This window comes from Exiguobacterium sp. UBA7533 (genome assembly GCF_002479335.1).
Classification (GTDB): domain Bacteria; phylum Bacillota; class Bacilli; order Exiguobacteriales; family Exiguobacteriaceae; genus Exiguobacterium_A.
Genome location: NZ_DLMP01000002.1, coordinates 234,954 through 252,035, shown reverse-complemented (window position 1 = coordinate 252,035; position 17,082 = coordinate 234,954). Strand labels below are relative to the sequence as shown.

General features: G+C 49.9%; 20 protein-coding genes and 1 riboswitch. Of the genes, 5 read left to right on the top strand and 15 right to left on the bottom strand.

Annotation, left to right across the window (positions count from 1 at the left end):
- Positions 1-102: 102 nt before the first annotated feature.
- Positions 103-420 (bottom strand): DMT family transporter, encoded by a 318-nt coding sequence (locus B2U10_RS05375; protein WP_035411003.1) that lies wholly within the window; start codon positions 418-420, stop codon positions 103-105.
- Complete coding sequence (locus B2U10_RS05370) at positions 417-746, bottom strand: DMT family transporter (protein ID WP_035411006.1); 330 nt, start codon at positions 744-746, stop codon at positions 417-419. The genes B2U10_RS05375 and B2U10_RS05370 overlap by 4 nt, the downstream gene beginning before the upstream one ends.
- Before the next feature lie 269 nt (positions 747-1,015).
- Between B2U10_RS05370 and B2U10_RS05365 the strand changes: the two genes are divergently transcribed.
- Entirely contained in the window at positions 1,016-1,570 is a 555-nt protein-coding gene (locus B2U10_RS05365; RefSeq protein WP_290755774.1) for a GNAT family N-acetyltransferase, read from the top strand.
- A 141-nt stretch (positions 1,571-1,711) separates the two neighbouring features.
- Complete coding sequence (locus tag B2U10_RS05360) at positions 1,712-4,267, top strand: SH3 domain-containing C40 family peptidase (protein ID WP_290786183.1); 2,556 nt, start codon at positions 1,712-1,714, stop codon at positions 4,265-4,267.
- A 55-nt stretch (positions 4,268-4,322) separates the two neighbouring features.
- Here B2U10_RS05360 and B2U10_RS05355 read toward each other — a convergent pair whose 3' ends face one another.
- The gene (locus B2U10_RS05355; protein WP_035411012.1) at positions 4,323-4,616 is read right to left on the bottom strand and encodes a putative quinol monooxygenase; all 294 of its coding nucleotides are present in this window, start codon (positions 4,614-4,616) and stop codon (positions 4,323-4,325) included.
- A 77-nt stretch (positions 4,617-4,693) separates the two neighbouring features.
- On the opposite strand from B2U10_RS05355, the gene B2U10_RS05350 reads away from it, so the two are divergent.
- On the top strand, positions 4,694-5,872 hold the full coding sequence (locus B2U10_RS05350) for a M20 metallopeptidase family protein (protein WP_290786180.1): 1,179 nt from the start codon (positions 4,694-4,696) through the stop codon (positions 5,870-5,872).
- Between the two features lie 62 nt (positions 5,873-5,934).
- Positions 5,935-6,038: riboswitch (SAM riboswitch) on the top strand.
- A gap of 94 nt (positions 6,039-6,132) precedes the next feature.
- Positions 6,133-6,663, top strand: coding sequence for a peptide-methionine (S)-S-oxide reductase MsrA (msrA, locus tag B2U10_RS05345; RefSeq protein WP_023467010.1), 531 nt, complete (start codon positions 6,133-6,135; stop codon positions 6,661-6,663).
- 76 nt (positions 6,664-6,739) lie between these two features.
- On the opposite strand, the gene B2U10_RS05340 is transcribed toward msrA, so the two are convergent.
- From B2U10_RS05340 to B2U10_RS05325, 4 genes are all read right to left on the bottom strand, one after another.
- Positions 6,740-7,222: a DMT family transporter gene (locus B2U10_RS05340; RefSeq protein WP_214748566.1), complete on the bottom strand. Its 483-nt coding sequence runs from the start codon at positions 7,220-7,222 to the stop codon at positions 6,740-6,742.
- Between the two features lie 12 nt (positions 7,223-7,234).
- Positions 7,235-7,903 (bottom strand): Crp/Fnr family transcriptional regulator, encoded by a 669-nt coding sequence (locus B2U10_RS05335; protein WP_035399014.1) that lies wholly within the window; start codon positions 7,901-7,903, stop codon positions 7,235-7,237.
- Positions 7,904-7,918: 15 nt separating this feature from the next.
- Complete coding sequence (locus B2U10_RS05330; protein ID WP_035411027.1) at positions 7,919-8,347, bottom strand: DMT family transporter; 429 nt, start codon at positions 8,345-8,347, stop codon at positions 7,919-7,921.
- A 135-nt stretch (positions 8,348-8,482) separates the two neighbouring features.
- Positions 8,483-9,421, bottom strand: coding sequence for an NAD(P)H-dependent flavin oxidoreductase (locus B2U10_RS05325; RefSeq protein WP_290786177.1), 939 nt, complete (start codon positions 9,419-9,421; stop codon positions 8,483-8,485).
- Between the two features lie 91 nt (positions 9,422-9,512).
- Between B2U10_RS05325 and B2U10_RS05320 the strand changes: the two genes are divergently transcribed.
- Positions 9,513-10,052: a gamma carbonic anhydrase family protein gene (locus B2U10_RS05320; protein WP_290747965.1), complete on the top strand. Its 540-nt coding sequence runs from the start codon at positions 9,513-9,515 to the stop codon at positions 10,050-10,052.
- Positions 10,053-10,098: 46 nt separating this feature from the next.
- Here the strand turns inward: B2U10_RS05320 and paaX are convergent, their stop codons facing one another.
- The 8 genes from paaX to paaD all read right to left on the bottom strand — a co-directional run bounded on the left by paaX (position 10,099) and on the right by paaD (position 17,072).
- Complete coding sequence (gene paaX, locus B2U10_RS05315) at positions 10,099-10,983, bottom strand: phenylacetic acid degradation operon negative regulatory protein PaaX (protein ID WP_290786174.1); 885 nt, start codon at positions 10,981-10,983, stop codon at positions 10,099-10,101.
- Between the two features lie 73 nt (positions 10,984-11,056).
- Positions 11,057-11,824: an enoyl-CoA hydratase-related protein gene (locus B2U10_RS05310; RefSeq protein ID WP_290786171.1), complete on the bottom strand. Its 768-nt coding sequence runs from the start codon at positions 11,822-11,824 to the stop codon at positions 11,057-11,059.
- Positions 11,821-13,029 (bottom strand): acetyl-CoA C-acyltransferase, encoded by a 1,209-nt coding sequence (locus B2U10_RS05305; RefSeq protein ID WP_290786168.1) that lies wholly within the window; start codon positions 13,027-13,029, stop codon positions 11,821-11,823. The genes B2U10_RS05310 and B2U10_RS05305 overlap by 4 nt, the downstream gene beginning before the upstream one ends.
- A complete protein-coding gene (locus B2U10_RS05300; protein ID WP_290786165.1) occupies positions 13,026-13,892 on the bottom strand; it encodes a 3-hydroxyacyl-CoA dehydrogenase in 867 nt (288 codons plus the stop codon). Before B2U10_RS05300 ends, B2U10_RS05305 begins: the two co-directional genes overlap by 4 nt.
- A 75-nt stretch (positions 13,893-13,967) precedes the next feature.
- Positions 13,968-15,476 (bottom strand): aldehyde dehydrogenase family protein, encoded by a 1,509-nt coding sequence (locus B2U10_RS05295; protein ID WP_058703594.1) that lies wholly within the window; start codon positions 15,474-15,476, stop codon positions 13,968-13,970.
- A gap of 5 nt (positions 15,477-15,481) precedes the next feature.
- Positions 15,482-16,261, bottom strand: coding sequence for an enoyl-CoA hydratase/isomerase family protein (locus tag B2U10_RS05290; protein ID WP_056063790.1), 780 nt, complete (start codon positions 16,259-16,261; stop codon positions 15,482-15,484).
- Complete coding sequence (locus B2U10_RS05285) at positions 16,239-16,562, bottom strand: EthD family reductase (protein ID WP_056063793.1); 324 nt, start codon at positions 16,560-16,562, stop codon at positions 16,239-16,241. The genes B2U10_RS05290 and B2U10_RS05285 overlap by 23 nt, the downstream gene beginning before the upstream one ends.
- Before the next feature lie 15 nt (positions 16,563-16,577).
- The gene (gene paaD, locus B2U10_RS05280; RefSeq protein ID WP_056063796.1) at positions 16,578-17,072 is read right to left on the bottom strand and encodes a 1,2-phenylacetyl-CoA epoxidase subunit PaaD; all 495 of its coding nucleotides are present in this window, start codon (positions 17,070-17,072) and stop codon (positions 16,578-16,580) included.
- Positions 17,073-17,082: the final 10 nt, after the last annotated feature.

Sequence of the window (17,082 nt, the reverse complement as noted above, 5' to 3'; positions counted from 1 at the left end):
TTGTCATGCGTGGCTTCTATAAGGAGTATTTCCTCTTTTGCATTAAAATATGCCAAAAAATATGCGTTCCGTTAAAACGTCATCTGTTTGACATGTAAACGGTCATTCGCCGACAAGTTTTAAACCGATCGTCGCACTTAAGACAAGACCGATACAGACGAGCCGTTTCCAGTCTTTTGATTCGTTATAAAGCACCATGCTGAGAATCGCTCCGCCCGCTGCTCCAATTCCTGTCCAGACCGCGTACGCTGTTCCCATCGGTAAGCCATTCATTGCAAGCGTCAAGAATAGAAAACTGAGTCCGAACCCTGTTCCCATCAACAGTAGATTCTTCGCATTCTTATTTTGATTAAATGTATTGATCAAGACGACACCAAACATCTCAAAGATTCCGGCAATGACTAAATACACCCAACTCATGCTGATTTCTCCTCTCCACTGACTAATTTTAGACCGATGACGCCAACGAGTAAGACAGCGATCAATGCTAATTTCATCACGGAAGCCGCTTGATCGAACAACACGATGTCCGTCAAGACCGTCCCTGCCGTCCCGAGACCAACGAAGACAGCATAGACCGTTCCGACCGGTAAATGGTTACTTGCTTTAATCAATACGGTGAAGCTAACGATGATACAGATGACTGTCGCTCCCCATTCGAATGGTGTTGCCGCATGTTTTAACCCGATGACCCAACCGACTTCAAAACACGCTGCGATAATGATCCCGATCCAATACTTTGCCATAGTAATTGCCTCCTAATAGATGATTTCAAATGAAAAAGCCCGGGAGCAAGCGAGACGATTCGCTTTACTCCCGGGCTTTTATCCCTCCGTTGCATGGACAAACGTCCATGTTCCTCCCTCGGTCCAGCCGTACGGAACCCTAGAGGATACTCCCTATTCCATTCGATACAACCACCCTAGCACGCCCTTTTTCCCGTGTCAAACAGGAATCCGTTCCCCATCTGTCAAATAGAATCAAAGTGACTTCATCTGAAAGAGGAGGATGCTGCATGCGTTATAAAATCAATGATCAACTTCGGATTCGTCGTTTTACACCAGAAGATATAGAAGCGGTTCACGCCTATGCCTCACAACCCATCGTCAGTCAATTCCAATCATGGGGACCGAATACCGAAACGGATACGAAACAATTCCTACATGATGCGCTTGAAAGTGAACTCGAGACACCAAGACGTCGTTATGTCTTTGCCGTGACGTTTCCAAGTGACGTCGTCATCGGTGCCGGTGAACTCGTCATCACAGACGTTGATAATAAAATCGCCGAAATCGGATACGTCCTCTCGCCTGATGAATGGGGGAACGGATATGCGACGTCGATCGCCTCTTTCCTTCTCCAATTCGGTTTCGAAAAACTAGAACTACACCGCATCACGGCAACGTGTGACCCACGGAACGTCGCTTCCGAACGCGTGTTGCAAAAGGTCGGCATGACGAAGGAAGGACAGCTTCGCGAGACGGTCTATCTCGAAGACCACTGGCGCGATTCCTTGATTTACGGCATGCTCGACTGGGAATGGCAAGTGGATCACGAAGAAGATAACTAACATATGACTTCAAACGGTGTGCCGAGGCATACCGTTTTTTTATGGACAATCTCCTATTTTTTTGATTTTTATCAATTTTTAAACAAGCGCATGCTACACTATTCATAATGACAAATTTTAAGAATTGGAGTGAACTTCTTGATGAAAAAATGGACTGCTCATGTTGCTGGACTTGCCGCAACGTTAATGTTGAGCTCGGTTTTACCCGCACCCGCTTTCGCTGAATCGCCACCTGCTCAACCAACGGCAGAAACACAAACAGTCACCGAGACGATCGGAACGGCTTATTTGAAAGAGGATGCTGCGTTGCTACAAACGGCTGATTCCGCAACGGTCATCCAACAACTACCAGCAGGAACGACATTCAAGACACTTGGCACGGACGGTGACTTTACCCGTGTCAGTTGGCAAGAAGGCGCTGCTTATGTCGCAACAAACGCGTTGACGCAAACAGCACCTGTCTTTCAAAAACAAGCAACACTGACGTCGAAAGGTCCACTCTCATTAGTTGCTTCACCATTTGATTCCACCGTCGTGACGACACTTCCCGCCTATCAGCGAATCGATACATACGGCACTTTCGACACGTTCACACGTCTGAAATGGGACGAGCAATACGTCTACGTCTCTACGACACAACTCGAGCAACTTCCGAAATTAGTTGGAACGCGTTATGCCAAACGAGCGACTTCTCTTTTCGTTGAACCGAAGACGACGAGCGCGAAGACAGCCGTCGTTCAAAATCAAGCATTTGAAACGTTCGGTACGACGGGTACTTTTACACTTGTTGCGACTAAAACGGGTTACGCCTTCGTATTGACGGCTGATTTAGCTGATGCGCCGGTCGAAAATTATCCGGAAACAGGACTGCGTTATGCCAAACGAACGACTTCTCTCTTCGTTGAACCGAAGACGACGAGCGCGAAGACAGCTGTTACTCAAAATCAAGCATTCGAAACGTTCGGTACGATCGGTACTTTTACACGCGTGGCGACTAAAACGGGTCACGCTTTCGTATTGACGGCTGATTTAGCTGATGCGCCGGTCGTGAACCATCCGGAAACAGGAGTGCGTTACGTCCAACAGCAGACGACGGTCTATGCTACTGCGACTACGAAAGGAAAAGTCGTACAATCGCTTCCTGTGAATACTTCGCTTCAAACGTACGGCATCGAGGGTTCATTTACACGAATCAAACGAAACGACGAGTATGCCTATGTGCTGACGGCACATCTTGGGACACTAAAGTACTATCCGAAGACCGCACGCCTATATGTTCAGCGCGCTACACCCATCTATTCGGATGCCAAATCTTCAAGTCCTATCTTAAAGCAACATCAAACGAATACTTTACTGACCGTTTACGGGACGAACGGTGCCTATAGTCGAATCATCTTCCGCGGGATTCATGCTTACGTCAAGACAGCTGATCTCGGTACTGGAAAAGTCTATGCATCAACCGGGACACGATACGCGAAACGCAACCTGTCTGTTTATACGTCGGCTTCGACGAGCAGTAAAACAGTCTATACTGTTAAACGGGCTGATCAATTGACGATTTACGGAACGAGCGGTAGTTACACACGCTTGAAAAAAGGATCGGTCTACGGTTACGTCAAGACGACGGATCTCGTCACGAAAAAACCGGATCTGTATGATGTCACTGGTCAACGCTACGTGACGGAAGACGATGTCATCATTCGTTCGCAGGCAAAACTGTCGGGTAAAAAAATCGGTACATTAAAAAAAGGTGCCTCGATCTCGATCTACGGAAAAAGCGGTTATTATACACGTGTCAAATACAAAAATACCTTTGGTTTCGTCGATTCGAGTCGTATCGGACTGAACAAACCGATGGCAAAAGCAAAAAAAGGGACGACGTTTTATGTTCATCTAGATCAAACTCCCCTCTTCTCTGCCGACGTCGCTTACAGTCGTCCGGCCGCTTATTTGAAGAAAGGGACGAAATTAGTCGGTTTGAAATCGATTGATGATGACTTTTGGCAAGTCCGCTTAGTCAGTGGTCAAACCGGTTATGTCCTCAACCCTTATATCAGCACGAGTAAACCCGATATGAGCCTGGCACAAAAAGCGATCGACCGGGCGAAAATCTATACCGTCAAACAGACGACATCCTTTTTCGCAAGTCCGACGAGCCCAAAAGGCAGTGGACTTGTTGAACAAGGCAAACGCGTCTATCCGCGTCACCGGGTCGGAAATTTCTATGTCATCCAATCAGGTTGGACACCTGTCTATCTTCCGGTATCCGCCGTGACGATCACGTCCGATAAACGAGTCGTCAAAAAGAATAATACGCGTGGTGAAAAGCTGATCCAAGCAGCCGTCCAGCATATCGGAACACCCTACACATGGGGTTCGCAAGATGCCGTAAACGGTGGCTTCGACTGTTCCGGACTGATTCACTATGCGACGAACCAAGCTGGAAAATACGGTGGTCGGACGAACGTTCGTGGCTACTGGTATGGTGCGTTCTTCACGAATCGCCGGACGAGCATCTCAAGTGGTAAACGCTCAGATATCGTCTTCTTCCAGAACACCTATACAGACGGTCCATCGCATATTGGAATCATGCTTGATAACGAACACTTCATCCATGCGGGTGGTTCACAGCTGCAAATCAATTCAATCTATGAACCGCGTTGGCAGGAGCATTTCCTCGGCTTTAAATCGATGTAATAAAAAAGACGAATCCGTCGGTTTCGACGGGTTCGTCTCTTCTTATCGCAACACGTCAGAAAGTCATCTCGACGTATTTCGCCACTTGTCGGTCCATCAAGTATAATTCGATCTGTTCACGGTAGGCTTTATAGTGGTCGGATGCGATATGCGCTTCAAGCGCTTCTTCGTCCCGATACACTTCATACAACATGAATTGATGCTCATCCTCGATCGATTGGTGCAAGGAATAACGTAAGCATCCTTCTTCTTTTTGTGAAGCATGATAGACCGTTTGTAGAATCGGGAAGACTTGATCCGCAAGTCCAGCTTTGATTGTAAGTACAGCATTGACGACGATTTCTCCCATGTTACATTATCCCCTTTCGTGATTACCTGTATCTGTACCCATTTTCACGAAAAGACACACGTCAAAGGAGCTTGAACATGCAAACTCAACTTTTTGAAGCACTCGAACAATTCGAACCGACGATGATCGCGTTACGTCGTGATTTTCATCGACACCCGGAACTCTCTTTCCAGGAAGTCCGCACACCAGAACGAATTGCAAACTTTTACGCGGAGCAGGGCATCCCTCATCAAACAGCCGTCGGAGGTCGTGGTGTCGTCGCGACGATCGAAGGCAAACAGCCTGGTCCGACGATTGCGGTCCGTGCCGATTTTGATGCTTTACCACTTCAAGAAGAGACGACGCTTGCCTTCCGGTCGATCCATCCCGGTGTCATGCATGCATGTGGACACGATGGTCATACGGCGATCGTGATGGCCCTTGCTGCTACACTCTATCCGTTACGCGATCAATTGCAAGGAACGATTCGGATCATCCACCAGCATGGAGAAGAGGTCTTTCCCGGTGGAGCAATCCAAATGATCGAAGCCGGCGTCCTCGAAGGGGTCGATGCAATTTTCGCGACACATCTCGAAAATGATTTACCGGTTGGCACGATCGGGTTCCGGGAAGGACATACATTGTGTGCGATCGACGAATTCGAAATCATCGTCCATGGTCAAGGTGGTCATGCCCAGGCACCGCATAAAACAAAAGATGCTCTCGTCGCTGGAGCGCAACTCGTCTGCAACTTACAACATCTCGTTAGTCGACGGGTTGATCCGTTTGAGCCGGCTGTTCTCGCAATCGGTTCTTTCCATGCAGGAACAGCACCAAATATCGTTACGGGTGAGGCACGCATTGTCGGGGAAATCCGAACGTTCAATGAGACACTTCGGCATCAGCTCCGGCAAGAAGTCGATCTTGTCGCTAAGACGACGTGTGCCGGCATCGGTGCTTCGTATTCGATTGACTTCACGACTGGTTACCCGGCGCTCTGGAATCACCCGGATGAGACAAAACTCGTTCAGGAAGCTGCTGCTTTCTTACCGGAAGCATCCGTCCGGGCACTCACACCAATGATGGCTGCAGATGACTTCGCGCATTATCTAACACATGTCCCGGGAAGTTATTTCTTTACTGGCTCCGGATATACGGACGGTCGTGTCAACTATCCACAGCATCATCCGCAGTACGAAATCAACGAACAAGCGTTGTTGATCGGTGCGAAGACACTCGGAGCGACGGTTTTACGTGCCTTAAATTCTAAGGATTGACTTTATTTCTTTGTGAATGGTATCATCACAACAATGATAACGAATGACATCAACTTCATATACCCTTATCAAGAGTGGACCGAGAGATCTGGATCGATGACGTCCCAGCAACCTGCGCATAGCAAGGTGCTACGACCAGCAAAGCGAAAGCTTTGGTTGATAAAAAGCGGCGACTCCTTTTGCAACCAAGCGAAGGAGTCGTTTTCGTTTTCTCGCTGTCAGACATACAATGGGGATTTCCCACGGAGAGGAAGAGACAGATGGAAAAAGCAACATTTGCAGGTGGATGTTTTTGGTGCATGGTGACACCGTTTGAAGAATTACCAGGAATCGAGGGAATCGTATCAGGTTACATGGGCGGACACGTCGACAATCCGACATACGAGCAAGTCAAAACAGGAACGACGGGACATCTCGAAGTCGTCCAAATCACGTTTGATCCGAGCCTATTCCCGTACGAGCGTCTGCTCGAACTCTACTGGCCACAAACGGATCCGACGGATGCAGAAGGTCAATTCCAAGATCGCGGCACGCAGTACGCACCAGCGATCTTCTATCATACGGATGCACAGCACGAAGCAGCGATCGCTTCCCGTGACGCCCTTGCTGCAAGCAATCGTTTCAAACAACCGATCGTGACGCGGATTGATGCCGCTTCTGAATTTTATCCAGCGGAAGAGTACCATCAAGACTTCCATAAGAAAAATCCAGAACACTATAAAAAAGATCGTGCTGCTTCTGGTCGCGATGCTTTCATCGAGCAGGAATGGAAAGATACGACGACGGTCTGATTCAAAAAAATGTATATAAAAACAGGTCAGTAAACGTTAGTTTGCTGACCTGTTTCATTGTTATGGAAAAAGTAAGTCATGAAACACGTTCTAGTTGATCCTTTGCCTGTTGTTCCGGTGCCACGACTTGATACCGTTTCAAGACGAAGATGCCACACACCATGACAGCGAGACCGATGAGCTGACCAAACGATAAATCGATTTGCGGCAAACCGAACCAACCGAACGTATCGACAGCGAGGGCAAAGCTTAACTGCGAAATCAGAACGACAGAGATCGCGACGGACGGACCAAGCAATTGAATTCCACGCATGACACAAAAGACGACGCCAACACCTACGAGTCCACCGAACCAATAGAGTGGCGATACGTTTTGAATCTGTCCGATTGTTCCACCACGAAACAGAACATACGTGACACTTGCTCCGATGAAGCCGACGAAGAAAACCAGCGTCGTCGTCGCCCATGCGCCGAATGCATCACTCATCCGAGCATTCAATACCGTCTGCAAACTGATTAACATTCCAGCCAATACGGCACACACAATGCCTATTATCATGTTCGTTCCTCCTTACTCATAGCTGTTACCGTTCGCTTTCTCGCGAATCCGTTCCAAATCGACGATGATGATCTTGCCACGTCGTCGAACAAGGATCTCTTCCTCACACAACTTCGTGATGATCCGGTTAAGGTGACGATAACTCGTTCCAAGCCAGTCAGCGACGTCATGTAGATTCGACGTCCGCATCTCCTGATAAAACAAACTGTCACTAGCTTCGGACGCAATCGATAATAAGTAGCCTGCAAATCGCTCCTCGACCGTATAGAGTACGTGGTGCGACGCTGATTTCGAATCGGCATACCACTTCGCTGTAATTGTTCGTAGTAAAAATTGCAGAAAGACATTCGTCGTATTGTGCTCGCGTAAAATCGCATACGGCACGCTCAACACATCGACATCGGTCACCGCCTCAACTGTATTCAACACTTCTCGTTCATTGATGAACTCGGCGTCACCAATCACTGTCAGTGGTGTTTTGAATCGTAAAATCCGTTGTTTCCCTTCTGACGAAGCAGCAGAAATCTTGACCTTGCCTGCGACGATGAAGTACATCCGGTCGATTGTTGCACCGGTCGTACAGAGGAGTTCTCCTTTTCGGAAGGTTTCTTCACGCAACCAAGCGCGCGTCTCTTCCGTTAAAATCGTATCCAGTCCATATTGTTGGATGACGGTTTCCATGTTCGTTCCCTCCCTTTAGGCAAGTGAGAAAATCGCAACTCCTGCAAGCATGAGACCCACACCAACCCACTGACCACGATTTCCTTGTTTTTTTAAGACACCGAACCATCCTTTTAAATCAATCAGAAAGGCACATAAAATCTGCGCGACGAGTAACAAACACATCGCCCATGTCATGCCGAGTTTTTGGATCGCTGTGAGTTCCGTTACGACGACTAGCACGCCAATCAAACCACCGCTCGCATAAATCCACGGTAACTGACGGAATCCGCCGATTTTCCGATCTCGTACGAAGCTATAAATGACTAAACAACCCATCAGACCAACAAAGTGGACGATCAATACGGATAACCACGGTCCGACGCCTGTCGCAAGGCGCGCATTGAATATACCTTGCAGGGCGATGAACAGACCGCTCATCAAAGCAAACACGACTCCTTGCACGTCATCTCCTCCTTTAATCTCTACACTAGAGTAGACCTTATTCGTGCCTCACTTGAAAAGGACAAATGTCCCATTTTCAAAAAAACATGAAAAACCCGCTTTCCACAAGCGGGTTTACGGGTCATCATTGTATGTTCATGTCGCAAAACGAGCAGTCGTCCGCTTCAGCTGTTCCTCTGCTTCCTCCATCATGCGCGTAAACAACTCAGCAACCGTTGGCACATCACGAATCAAACCGGCAACCAGTCCAGCGTTGACATATCCTTTCTCTTCATTGCCTTCAAGAGCGCCTGTAATATGATACGACTCATTCGTCTGATCGAGAAAAGCAGCAGGTGTCTTGGCTGTGAGCTGTTCGACGTAAGGACCATCAAGGACACGTCGAACGAATCCGACGGAACGTCCAATGATGCGTGTATCGGTATCGGTCGCATCCATTAAGTGCGCCTTGTATGCCGAATGAACCTTCGCCTCTTCCGTCGCGATCAACCGTGTTCCGAGCTGGACGCCGGCAGCACCAAGCAACAGGACAGCTGCTAGCCCACGCCCATCGCCAATCCCACCCGCTGCAAGAACCGGAATCTTGACCCGGTCGACAAGCTGCGGAATCAAAGTGAGGGTCGTCAGTTCAAGCGGGGAATTGATACCTGCCGCTTCAACTCCCTCCGCTACGAGTACATCAGCGCCTGCCTGTTCTGCCTTTACTGCCTGTTTGACTGAAGCGACAACAGCGATCGTTTTGATGCCAGCAGCTTGAAGTCGCTCTATGTATGGTGCCGGATTTCCTGCCGACAAAGAGACGACCGGAATCTTTTCTGCAATCGCGAGATCGATCAGTGCTTCCGTATAAGGAGATACACGAATCGCGATGTTCAAGGCAAATGGTTGCTCCGTCAGGGTTCGTGTCTCCTGAATCCGAGACGCTACTTCATCGACCGACAACGTACCGCACCCAAGCGTTCCGAGTCCTCCGGCATTCGACACCGCTGCCGTGAGTGCTGCATGACTAATGTTACCCATCCCTCCTTGGATCAATGGATAACGAATGTTGAATAGCTCACAAATCGGAAACATATCTTTCCTCCGTTCTCGACTCCCACCGCATGATATACTGACAGGGAATGAATAGTAGTTCATCTTATCCTAGAAATGAGGTCGTTCTGTTATGAAGATTCCGTATCAATCGATTCATCCGAACGTAGCATCCGATGTATTCATCGCTCCTGGCGCTTATCTGATTGGAGACGTCACGATCGGTTCCGAGTCTACCATCTGGTTCAACGCTGTCTTACGCGGTGACGAAGGACCGATTACAATCGGCAAACGCTGCAGTATCCAAGACAACGCAACGATTCATCTGTACGAAGGCGCACCTGTCGTCATCGAGGATGAAGTGACGGTCGGACATAACGCGATTTTACACGGCTGTAAAATCGGACGTCGTTCGATCGTCGGAATGGGCGCGACCGTTCTTGATCACGCAGACATCGGTGAAGAATGCATCATCGGGGCGAACACGTTGATTCCATCAGGAAAAGTCTTCCCACCCCGTTCGCTGATCATCGGCTCACCGGGTAAAGTCGTGCGTGAACTGACGGAAGCGGACCTCGCGATGATTCAGGAGTCGATTGATTCCTATGTCGATAAAGGTTACGCTTTCCGAAACATTCTCGCAGGATCAACCGAACAAAACACATCTGAATGACACGAATGCGGGGCGGATCGCGCGATCCGTCCCGCTCTTTTGTATATCATCGTTCCGCAAACAGCGGGTGTTCTGTTGCATCATACGAAGCGCTACGTTGTGACACATCGTGTGTCTCTTCAAAGATTGATTCAAAGAACCGGCTCGCTGGTTGCGCAAGCAGACGGTAATATTGCTCGAACAACAGTGCCGCATGGTGTCCGCTCCAAGCATCCGGTAATAGTTCTTGCGGGAGTCCCGGATCCGTGAAGAGGAATTTTCGGTACTCATGTACGAGCATCGTCCGTTCGACGAAACACTGCTCATCCGTCATTTCTCCTAGTTGGATCTGACTCTGATGGACGATGTATTGCCGGCTATAATCCGTGATGAACGTTTCGTAACGTTCCTGCAATTCCTCGAGTGGAAAAGCGCGCTCAACAAGGGATTGGTCTTGCTTCGGACCGTGGTATTCACCGACGAAGAAATCGACATACTCTTCGATTTCGTACGCTTCAATCAATCGTTCCGCCTCTTTTTCAAGTGGGTTCGGTGAAATCCAAACCCCGTTCGATAGGTTGCCAAACCCACTCCACGTCAGTTCTTTGCGGAGCTCATCGCGAATCTGGCGTTTATCCTCCGGAATCGTGTACATCAGCGTCCGCCACTTCCCGTCCCAGTCGTGCGGTGTTGATCTGTAGATCCGACGTGCAGCCTCCTCCATCCGCTCCACCCCACGTGGTGTCAATGAATAGAAGCTTTTATTTCCTTGTTTCTCGGAGACGAGCCAGCCTTGTTTAACCATCCGGGACACAGCAACCCGAACGGCCTGCTCGTTATGTCCGAACTCTTTGACAAGTCGAATTAAACTCCCGACCCAGATTTGATTGCCGTAATGGCGGATATAATCGCCGTAAATCGTAAAGATCATTGATTGGGTGTTCGCACTCATGGTATTCACTCTCTCTTCAGTCGTTCATAGTGTGTATCGTTAGTATACGGGTTATTTCAAACGTCGACCATCCTCATCTTCCTTCAAAGCGTGGTGGTCGTTTTTCAGCGAAGGCTTGTAGCGCTTCCTGACGATCAGCCGTCGGAATGACGACTTCATAAGCTTCTGTTTCGAGCTGTAGTCCTTCTTCGAGTGAGACATCCCGCCCTTGATCAATCGCTCGCTTCGCTTGGCGCAAGGCGATCGGACCATTCTGTAACATCTGACCGGCAAACTCAAGACAGGTCGTCATCAACGCTTCCCGGGCGACGACGGCTGTCGCGAGTCCGTACCGTTCTGCTGTCACCGCATCGATTTTTTTCGCTGTGAAGATCAATTCCTTTGCCCGCGTCTCCCCAATCAGTCGTGGCAAGCGTTGTGTTCCACCGGCTCCTGGAATGATCCCGAAGCTAGTTTCCGTCAAGCCGACGAGTGCATCCTCGACGAGAAAACGGAAATCACAGGCAAGGATCCACTCGAACCCACCGCCGAGCGCGTGACCGTTGACGGCTGCGATTGTTGGTTGCGGCAATTGTGCGATCGAAGTGAAGACATTCCGGATCGCAAGGACATTGCGCCGGACTTCTTCTTCGTTTAAATGCACGCGTTCTTTTAAATCGGCGCCGGCGCTAAATGCTTTCCCCGTTCCCGTAAACAGGACGACCCGCGCTTCCGGGTCGACCGATAACGCATCGACTTGTTCTTGCAAAGCGACAAGCATCGGATAATCGAGACAGTTCAAACGTTCTGGACGATCAATCCGAACGATTGCGATATAGCCTTCTCGTTCTAAGTGAATCATACGAGCCCCTCCCGATCGACGACGAGTGCGATACCCTGTCCGACTCCGACACACATCGTCGCGAGACCATACGTCCGGTTCGTCCGGCGCATCTCATGCAATAATGTCGTCAAAATCCGCGCCCCACTTGCACCAAGTGGATGACCGAAGGCAATCGCACCGCCGTTGACGTTGACTTTTTCGCTTGGTAAACCAAGTGCTTCGATACAGGCAAGACTTTGAGCCGCAAACGCTTCGTTCAACTCGATTTGATCGAGCTGTTCGACCGTCAACCCTGCCCGTCGGAGGACTTTTTTCGTCGCGTCGATCGGTCCGATCCCCATGATGGCAGGTTCGACCCCTGCCGTCGCACTCGCCCGGTAATACCCAAGCGGCGTCAAACCGAGTTCGTTTGCTTTTTCTTCACTCATCAATAACAACGCCGACGCACCGTCGTTGACACCAGATGCATTCCCCGCCGTCACGGTACCGTTCGGGAATAACGGACGAAGTGTCGCCAGTTTCTCACGTGTCGTCTCAGGACGAGGATGTTCATCGCGGTCGAAGACGCTGACGTTACCTTTCCGATCCATTTGCGTAACCGCAACTAGTTCTTCCGTGAAGTGCTCTGCCTCGATCGCTCGTTTTGCGCGTTGCTGACTCTCAAACGCAAAGTCATCCTGTGCTTCGCGTGAGATGCCGTACTGACGGGCGACGTTCTCAGCTGTCTCCGGCATCGAATCCGTTCCGTATTGATCTGCTAAGCGATCATTGACGAATCGCCAGCCAATCGTCGTATCATACATCGTCTGATTGCCACGTGGGTTGGCTTGATCCGGCTTCGCGAGGACGAACGGCGCACGTGTCATGCTTTCCGTTCCTCCAGCGATATAGATGTCCCCTTCACCTAAGGCAATTCCGCGAGCGGCTGCGATGACAGCATCGAGTCCTGATCCACATAAGCGATTGATCGTCGTACCGGCGACTTCGACCGGTAGACCAGCCAGCAGTCCGGACATCCGGGCGACGTTCCGGTTATCTTCCCCCGCCTGATTCGCATTGCCGAAAATGACTTCCTCGATCGTCTTTGGATCGACTTGTGGATTGCGCTTCAGCAACGCTTCGATGACACGTGCCCCTAAATCATCCGGGCGAACTTGACGCAACGCGCCGTTATAGCGACCGATTGGTGTCCGAACGGCATCGATGATGGCAACACGTTTCATGACGTCACCTCACGATTCGTGTAGTCGTAAACCCCACGACCTGTTTTACGACCGAGTCGACCGGCTTTGACATACTGTTCAAGCAGTGGTGCCGGACGGTATTTTTCACCGAGTTTCTCATGGAGATACTTTAAGTTGTGGAGTCGAGTATCGAGTCCGACCAAGTCACCCAGTTCAAAGGGTCCCATCGGATAATTCAAGCCGAGTTTGATTGCTTTATCGATCTCTTCCGGTGTTCCAAGCCCTTCTTGCAACATATAAAACGCTTCGTTTCCGACGAGCGCACTGATCCGTGAAGTCACAAAACCGGGAAACTCACGGATGACGACCGTTTCCTTCTGCATTTGACGCGCCACTTGCTCTAAGGCAGCAACCGTCTCATCCGATGTCTCAAGACCACGAACGAGCTCGATCAGCGGCATCAGATGGACCGGATTGAAGAAATGCATCGCCATGACCCGGTCCGCCCGGTTCGTAAAGGACGCAATTTCCGTTGGACTCATCGTCGACGTGTTCGTCGCGAAATAACAGTCCGGACGTGCATTCGCTTCTAACGTTTCAAAGACTTGCTGTTTGATGCTGAGTTGTTCCGGTACCGCCTCAATGACGAGATTTGCTTGTTGTGCAGCTGTTGCTAAATCCGTCGACAAACTTAATCGATCGAACAGTCCCTCGACTTCACTCGCGGACATTTTCCCCCGCGCGATGCCTTTCTCCGCGATGCGTTCGAGTTCTTGATAGGCACTTTCGACATACGCTTCTTTGATATCAACGAGTGTCACCTGAAATCCACGGTGTGCGGCAACGTACGCAATGCCACGTCCCATGACGCCGGACCCGACGACAACGATTTGTTCTACCATCTGATTTCCCCCTTATCCCCTGTGCTGTTAAAAAAAGGCTGGACTTCCCGACGGAACTCCAGCCTTCCCTCTTGCTTATAGTCCGAACGGATTGAGTGGACGACTGCCGTAATACGACAAGATACTCTTCGTTTCTGTGTACAGATCAAGTGTTTCGATACAGAGTTCACGACCGAATCCTGATTGTTTATACCCACCAAACGGTGTACCTGGGAAAGCAGAAAACGGACAGTTGACCATGACGATACCGGCTTTGATTTGGTTGGCAACGCGCGTCGCTTTTGCGCCATCTTTCGTCCAAACCGCTGATCCGAGTCCAAACGATGTGTCGTTCGCTAAACGAATCGCTTCTTTTTCATCTTTGAACGGCATGACGACGACGACCGGTCCGAAGATTTCTTCATTGACCGCTTTCATCTCGTGCGTGACGTCCGTGATGATCGTTGGTGCGTACCAGAAGCCTTTTTCGTATCCTTCTGGTGCTGTCGCGTGACCTCCTGTGACGATTGTCGCTCCGTCTGCTTTCGCTGACTGGACGTATCCATCGATGACATCGACTTGTTGTTGGTCGATGATCGCTCCGACGTGTGTCCCTTTATCAAATGGATTGCCGAGAACGAGTTGTTTTGTTTTCGCGACGAATTGCTCCATGAACGCGTCGTAAATCTCTTCGTGAACATACAAACGCGAGCGTGCTTCACACGATTGACCGCTATTATAGAAGATTCCGAACAACGAACCATCAACGGCTGCTGTCACATCTGCATCTTCAAAGACGATGTTCGGTGATTTTCCACCGAGTTCGAGTGTGACTCGTTTTAGTGTTTCCGAGGCACGTCCCATGATGTCTTTTCCGACTGGCGTCGAGCCCGTGAAGGCGACTTTATCGACGTGAGGATGCTCAACGAGATGGTTGCCGATTTCGCGTCCTGAGCCTGGGATGACGTTGACGACACCTGCTGGTACACCAGCTTCTAGACAAATCTCACCGAGAATGATCGCTGTCAACGGTGTCAATGTCGCTGGTTTGACGACGACCGAACAACCGACTGCGATCGCTGGTGCGACTTTCCAAGCTGCCATCATCAACGGATAGTTCCACGGGATGATTTGCGCACAAACACCGACCGCTTCTTTTTCTGTGTAGTTATGGAATTGTCCCGGCACGTTATTGACGACACCACGATGACCGACGATCGCACCTGCGTAGAACTCAAAGTCTTCAATCGCTTGCGTGACTTGTCCTTGTGCCGCTGCTAGTGATTTCCCTGTATCGAGAATCTCGAGTTCGACGATTTCGTTGAAGCGGGAACGCATGATGCTCGCAATCTTATTTAAGATTTGCGCGCGGCGTCCGACTGGCCACATCTTCCACTTCCCGTGATCAAACGCATCCCGTGCGGCTTGAACGGCACGATCAGCGTCTTCCTTCGACGCTTTTGCAACTTCTGCAATCACTTCACCTGTTGCCGGATTATATGTTTTAAATGTCTCGCCTGTTGCACCTTCGACTTGTTCGCCGTTAATGAGCAAATGATAGACGGACCGTTTCATTTCAAGTGTTTTTTCATGTACTGTCGACATTGTATTCACTCCTGTTCCTGTTGATTGAAAATCGGTGGGCGTTTTTCGAGAAAAGCTTGCATACCTTCTGTTTGATCGGCTGTTGCGAACAACAGATAGAAGTTCCGGCGTTCGTGCTCCATGCCATCTTGTAACGACAAATCGACGGCTTTGTTTGCTGCGTCCTTGATCAGTCGTAACGCCATGCTCGGCTGGTTCGATAACCGCTCTGCCATCGCAAGCACCGTCGCTTCAACGTCCATCGTCACTCGATTGATGATGCCAAGTCGTTCTGCTTCGTCTGCCTGCATCCGGTCACCCGTGAAGAGCCATTCGAGCGCCCGCGTCCGACCGATGCATTTCGTCAAACGTTGCGTCCCGCCTGCTCCCGGCATGACGCCGAGTCCGACTTCTGGAAAACCGAACTGTGTCGCAGGATCGGCATAGATTAAATCACAAGCAAGTGCGAGTTCGAAACCGCCGCCAAGGACGAAACCATGGACACCTGCAATGATCGGCTTTTTGATTCGGCTGATCCGGTCCCAGTCCGCGAACGGATCGAGGAGTTCCATCGAGATCGGTGTCGCTTCGAGCATCTCCTCGATATCAGCACCTGCTGAAAACGACTTTCCGTTTCCCGTCAAGACGATGACCGTCACCTGATCGTCACGATCAAATATCTCCATCGCCTCGACGATTTCGCGGACCATCGTCCGGTTCAGCGCATTGTATCGTGCCGTCCGGTCGAGGCGAATTCGACCGATCCGACCAACCATTTCCGTCTTAACGTACTGTTGTGTCGGCATGGACATCTTCACCAATCATCAATGTGACGAGATCCCCCGCAAAGCTCATCAAGTCTTTCCCTGACGCTTTTCCTTCAATAGAACGCATGCCAGCTTGCATCGCTTCCTGACTTTCATAGACCATCTCGCACATTAAGTAGTACTTTCCGTCTCCACCCATTGGTGAACCAACGATTTTTGTGACGTTCATTTCTTTTAGTCCTGGAATTTTTGCTGTTAGCGGACCATGGACTTCAAAGTAATGCTGATCGAATGCTTCCTTGTTTTCCGGGTGTTTGTACAATGCGATTAATTTTGCCATATTGATTACCTTCCTTCACATGAGAGTAGAGACGGGTTTCATCGCCTCGAATGGATTTTTACACGATTTACAGTAGAGAATACTTCGACATGCCGTCGGTCCGAATAAGTTTTCCATCGTCACATACGTTGATCCACAATACGGACAGTCAATCTCCCACTTTCCTTGTTCGAATCGAGGGGGTGCGATGCCGAATGCTTTTAATCCTTGCATCCCTTGTTCTGTGATTCGGTCCGATGTCCACGGTGGATCAAACCGGAACTGGACATCGACCTGTTCGACGTTCGGAATCACCTGCAAGGCAGCTTCGGTATTTTTTTTAATGATTTCAAGCGCCGGACAACCGAGAAACGTCGGGAGAAGCGTGACGTGCACCGTGTAGCCATGCGCCGTCGCTTCCGCGTCCATCGTCTCGACCATGCCAAGATCTAAAATACTGACGCTATCGATTTCTGGATCCTTCACCCCGTTCAGGGCTTCACGGATCGCATGTTGAAGTGTCGTCGTCATGCTTCCCTCT

What these genes read in the sequence shown, in the direction of transcription:
- B2U10_RS05365 (WP_290755774.1), top strand. Translation starts at nt 1,016, where the DNA reads ATGCGTTATAAAATCAATGATCAACTTCGGATTCGTCGTTTTACACCA.
- B2U10_RS05290 (WP_056063790.1), bottom strand. Translation starts at nt 16,261, where the DNA reads ATGCCGACACAACAGTACGTTAAGACGGAAATGGTTGGTCGGATCGGT.
- B2U10_RS05360 (WP_290786183.1), top strand. Translation starts at nt 1,712, where the DNA reads ATGAAAAAATGGACTGCTCATGTTGCTGGACTTGCCGCAACGTTAATG.
- B2U10_RS05300 (WP_290786165.1), bottom strand. Translation starts at nt 13,892, where the DNA reads ATGGTAGAACAAATCGTTGTCGTCGGGTCCGGCGTCATGGGACGTGGC.
- paaD (WP_056063796.1), bottom strand. Translation starts at nt 17,072, where the DNA reads ATGACGACGACACTTCAACATGCGATCCGTGAAGCCCTGAACGGGGTG.
- B2U10_RS05355 (WP_035411012.1), bottom strand. Translation starts at nt 4,616, where the DNA reads ATGGGAGAAATCGTCGTCAATGCTGTACTTACAATCAAAGCTGGACTT.
- B2U10_RS05310 (WP_290786171.1), bottom strand. Translation starts at nt 11,824, where the DNA reads ATGATTCACTTAGAACGAGAAGGCTATATCGCAATCGTTCGGATTGAT.
- B2U10_RS05320 (WP_290747965.1), top strand. Translation starts at nt 9,513, where the DNA reads ATGAAGATTCCGTATCAATCGATTCATCCGAACGTAGCATCCGATGTA.
- B2U10_RS05340 (WP_214748566.1), bottom strand. Translation starts at nt 7,222, where the DNA reads ATGATAATAGGCATTGTGTGTGCCGTATTGGCTGGAATGTTAATCAGT.
- B2U10_RS05285 (WP_056063793.1), bottom strand. Translation starts at nt 16,562, where the DNA reads ATGGCAAAATTAATCGCATTGTACAAACACCCGGAAAACAAGGAAGCA.
- msrA (WP_023467010.1), top strand. Translation starts at nt 6,133, where the DNA reads ATGGAAAAAGCAACATTTGCAGGTGGATGTTTTTGGTGCATGGTGACA.
- B2U10_RS05335 (WP_035399014.1), bottom strand. Translation starts at nt 7,903, where the DNA reads ATGGAAACCGTCATCCAACAATATGGACTGGATACGATTTTAACGGAA.
- B2U10_RS05375 (WP_035411003.1), bottom strand. Translation starts at nt 420, where the DNA reads ATGAGTTGGGTGTATTTAGTCATTGCCGGAATCTTTGAGATGTTTGGT.
- B2U10_RS05325 (WP_290786177.1), bottom strand. Translation starts at nt 9,421, where the DNA reads ATGTTTCCGATTTGTGAGCTATTCAACATTCGTTATCCATTGATCCAA.
- B2U10_RS05305 (WP_290786168.1), bottom strand. Translation starts at nt 13,029, where the DNA reads ATGAAACGTGTTGCCATCATCGATGCCGTTCGGACACCAATCGGTCGC.
- paaX (WP_290786174.1), bottom strand. Translation starts at nt 10,983, where the DNA reads ATGAGTGCGAACACCCAATCAATGATCTTTACGATTTACGGCGATTAT.
- B2U10_RS05370 (WP_035411006.1), bottom strand. Translation starts at nt 746, where the DNA reads ATGGCAAAGTATTGGATCGGGATCATTATCGCAGCGTGTTTTGAAGTC.
- B2U10_RS05295 (WP_058703594.1), bottom strand. Translation starts at nt 15,476, where the DNA reads ATGTCGACAGTACATGAAAAAACACTTGAAATGAAACGGTCCGTCTAT.
- B2U10_RS05350 (WP_290786180.1), top strand. Translation starts at nt 4,694, where the DNA reads ATGCAAACTCAACTTTTTGAAGCACTCGAACAATTCGAACCGACGATG.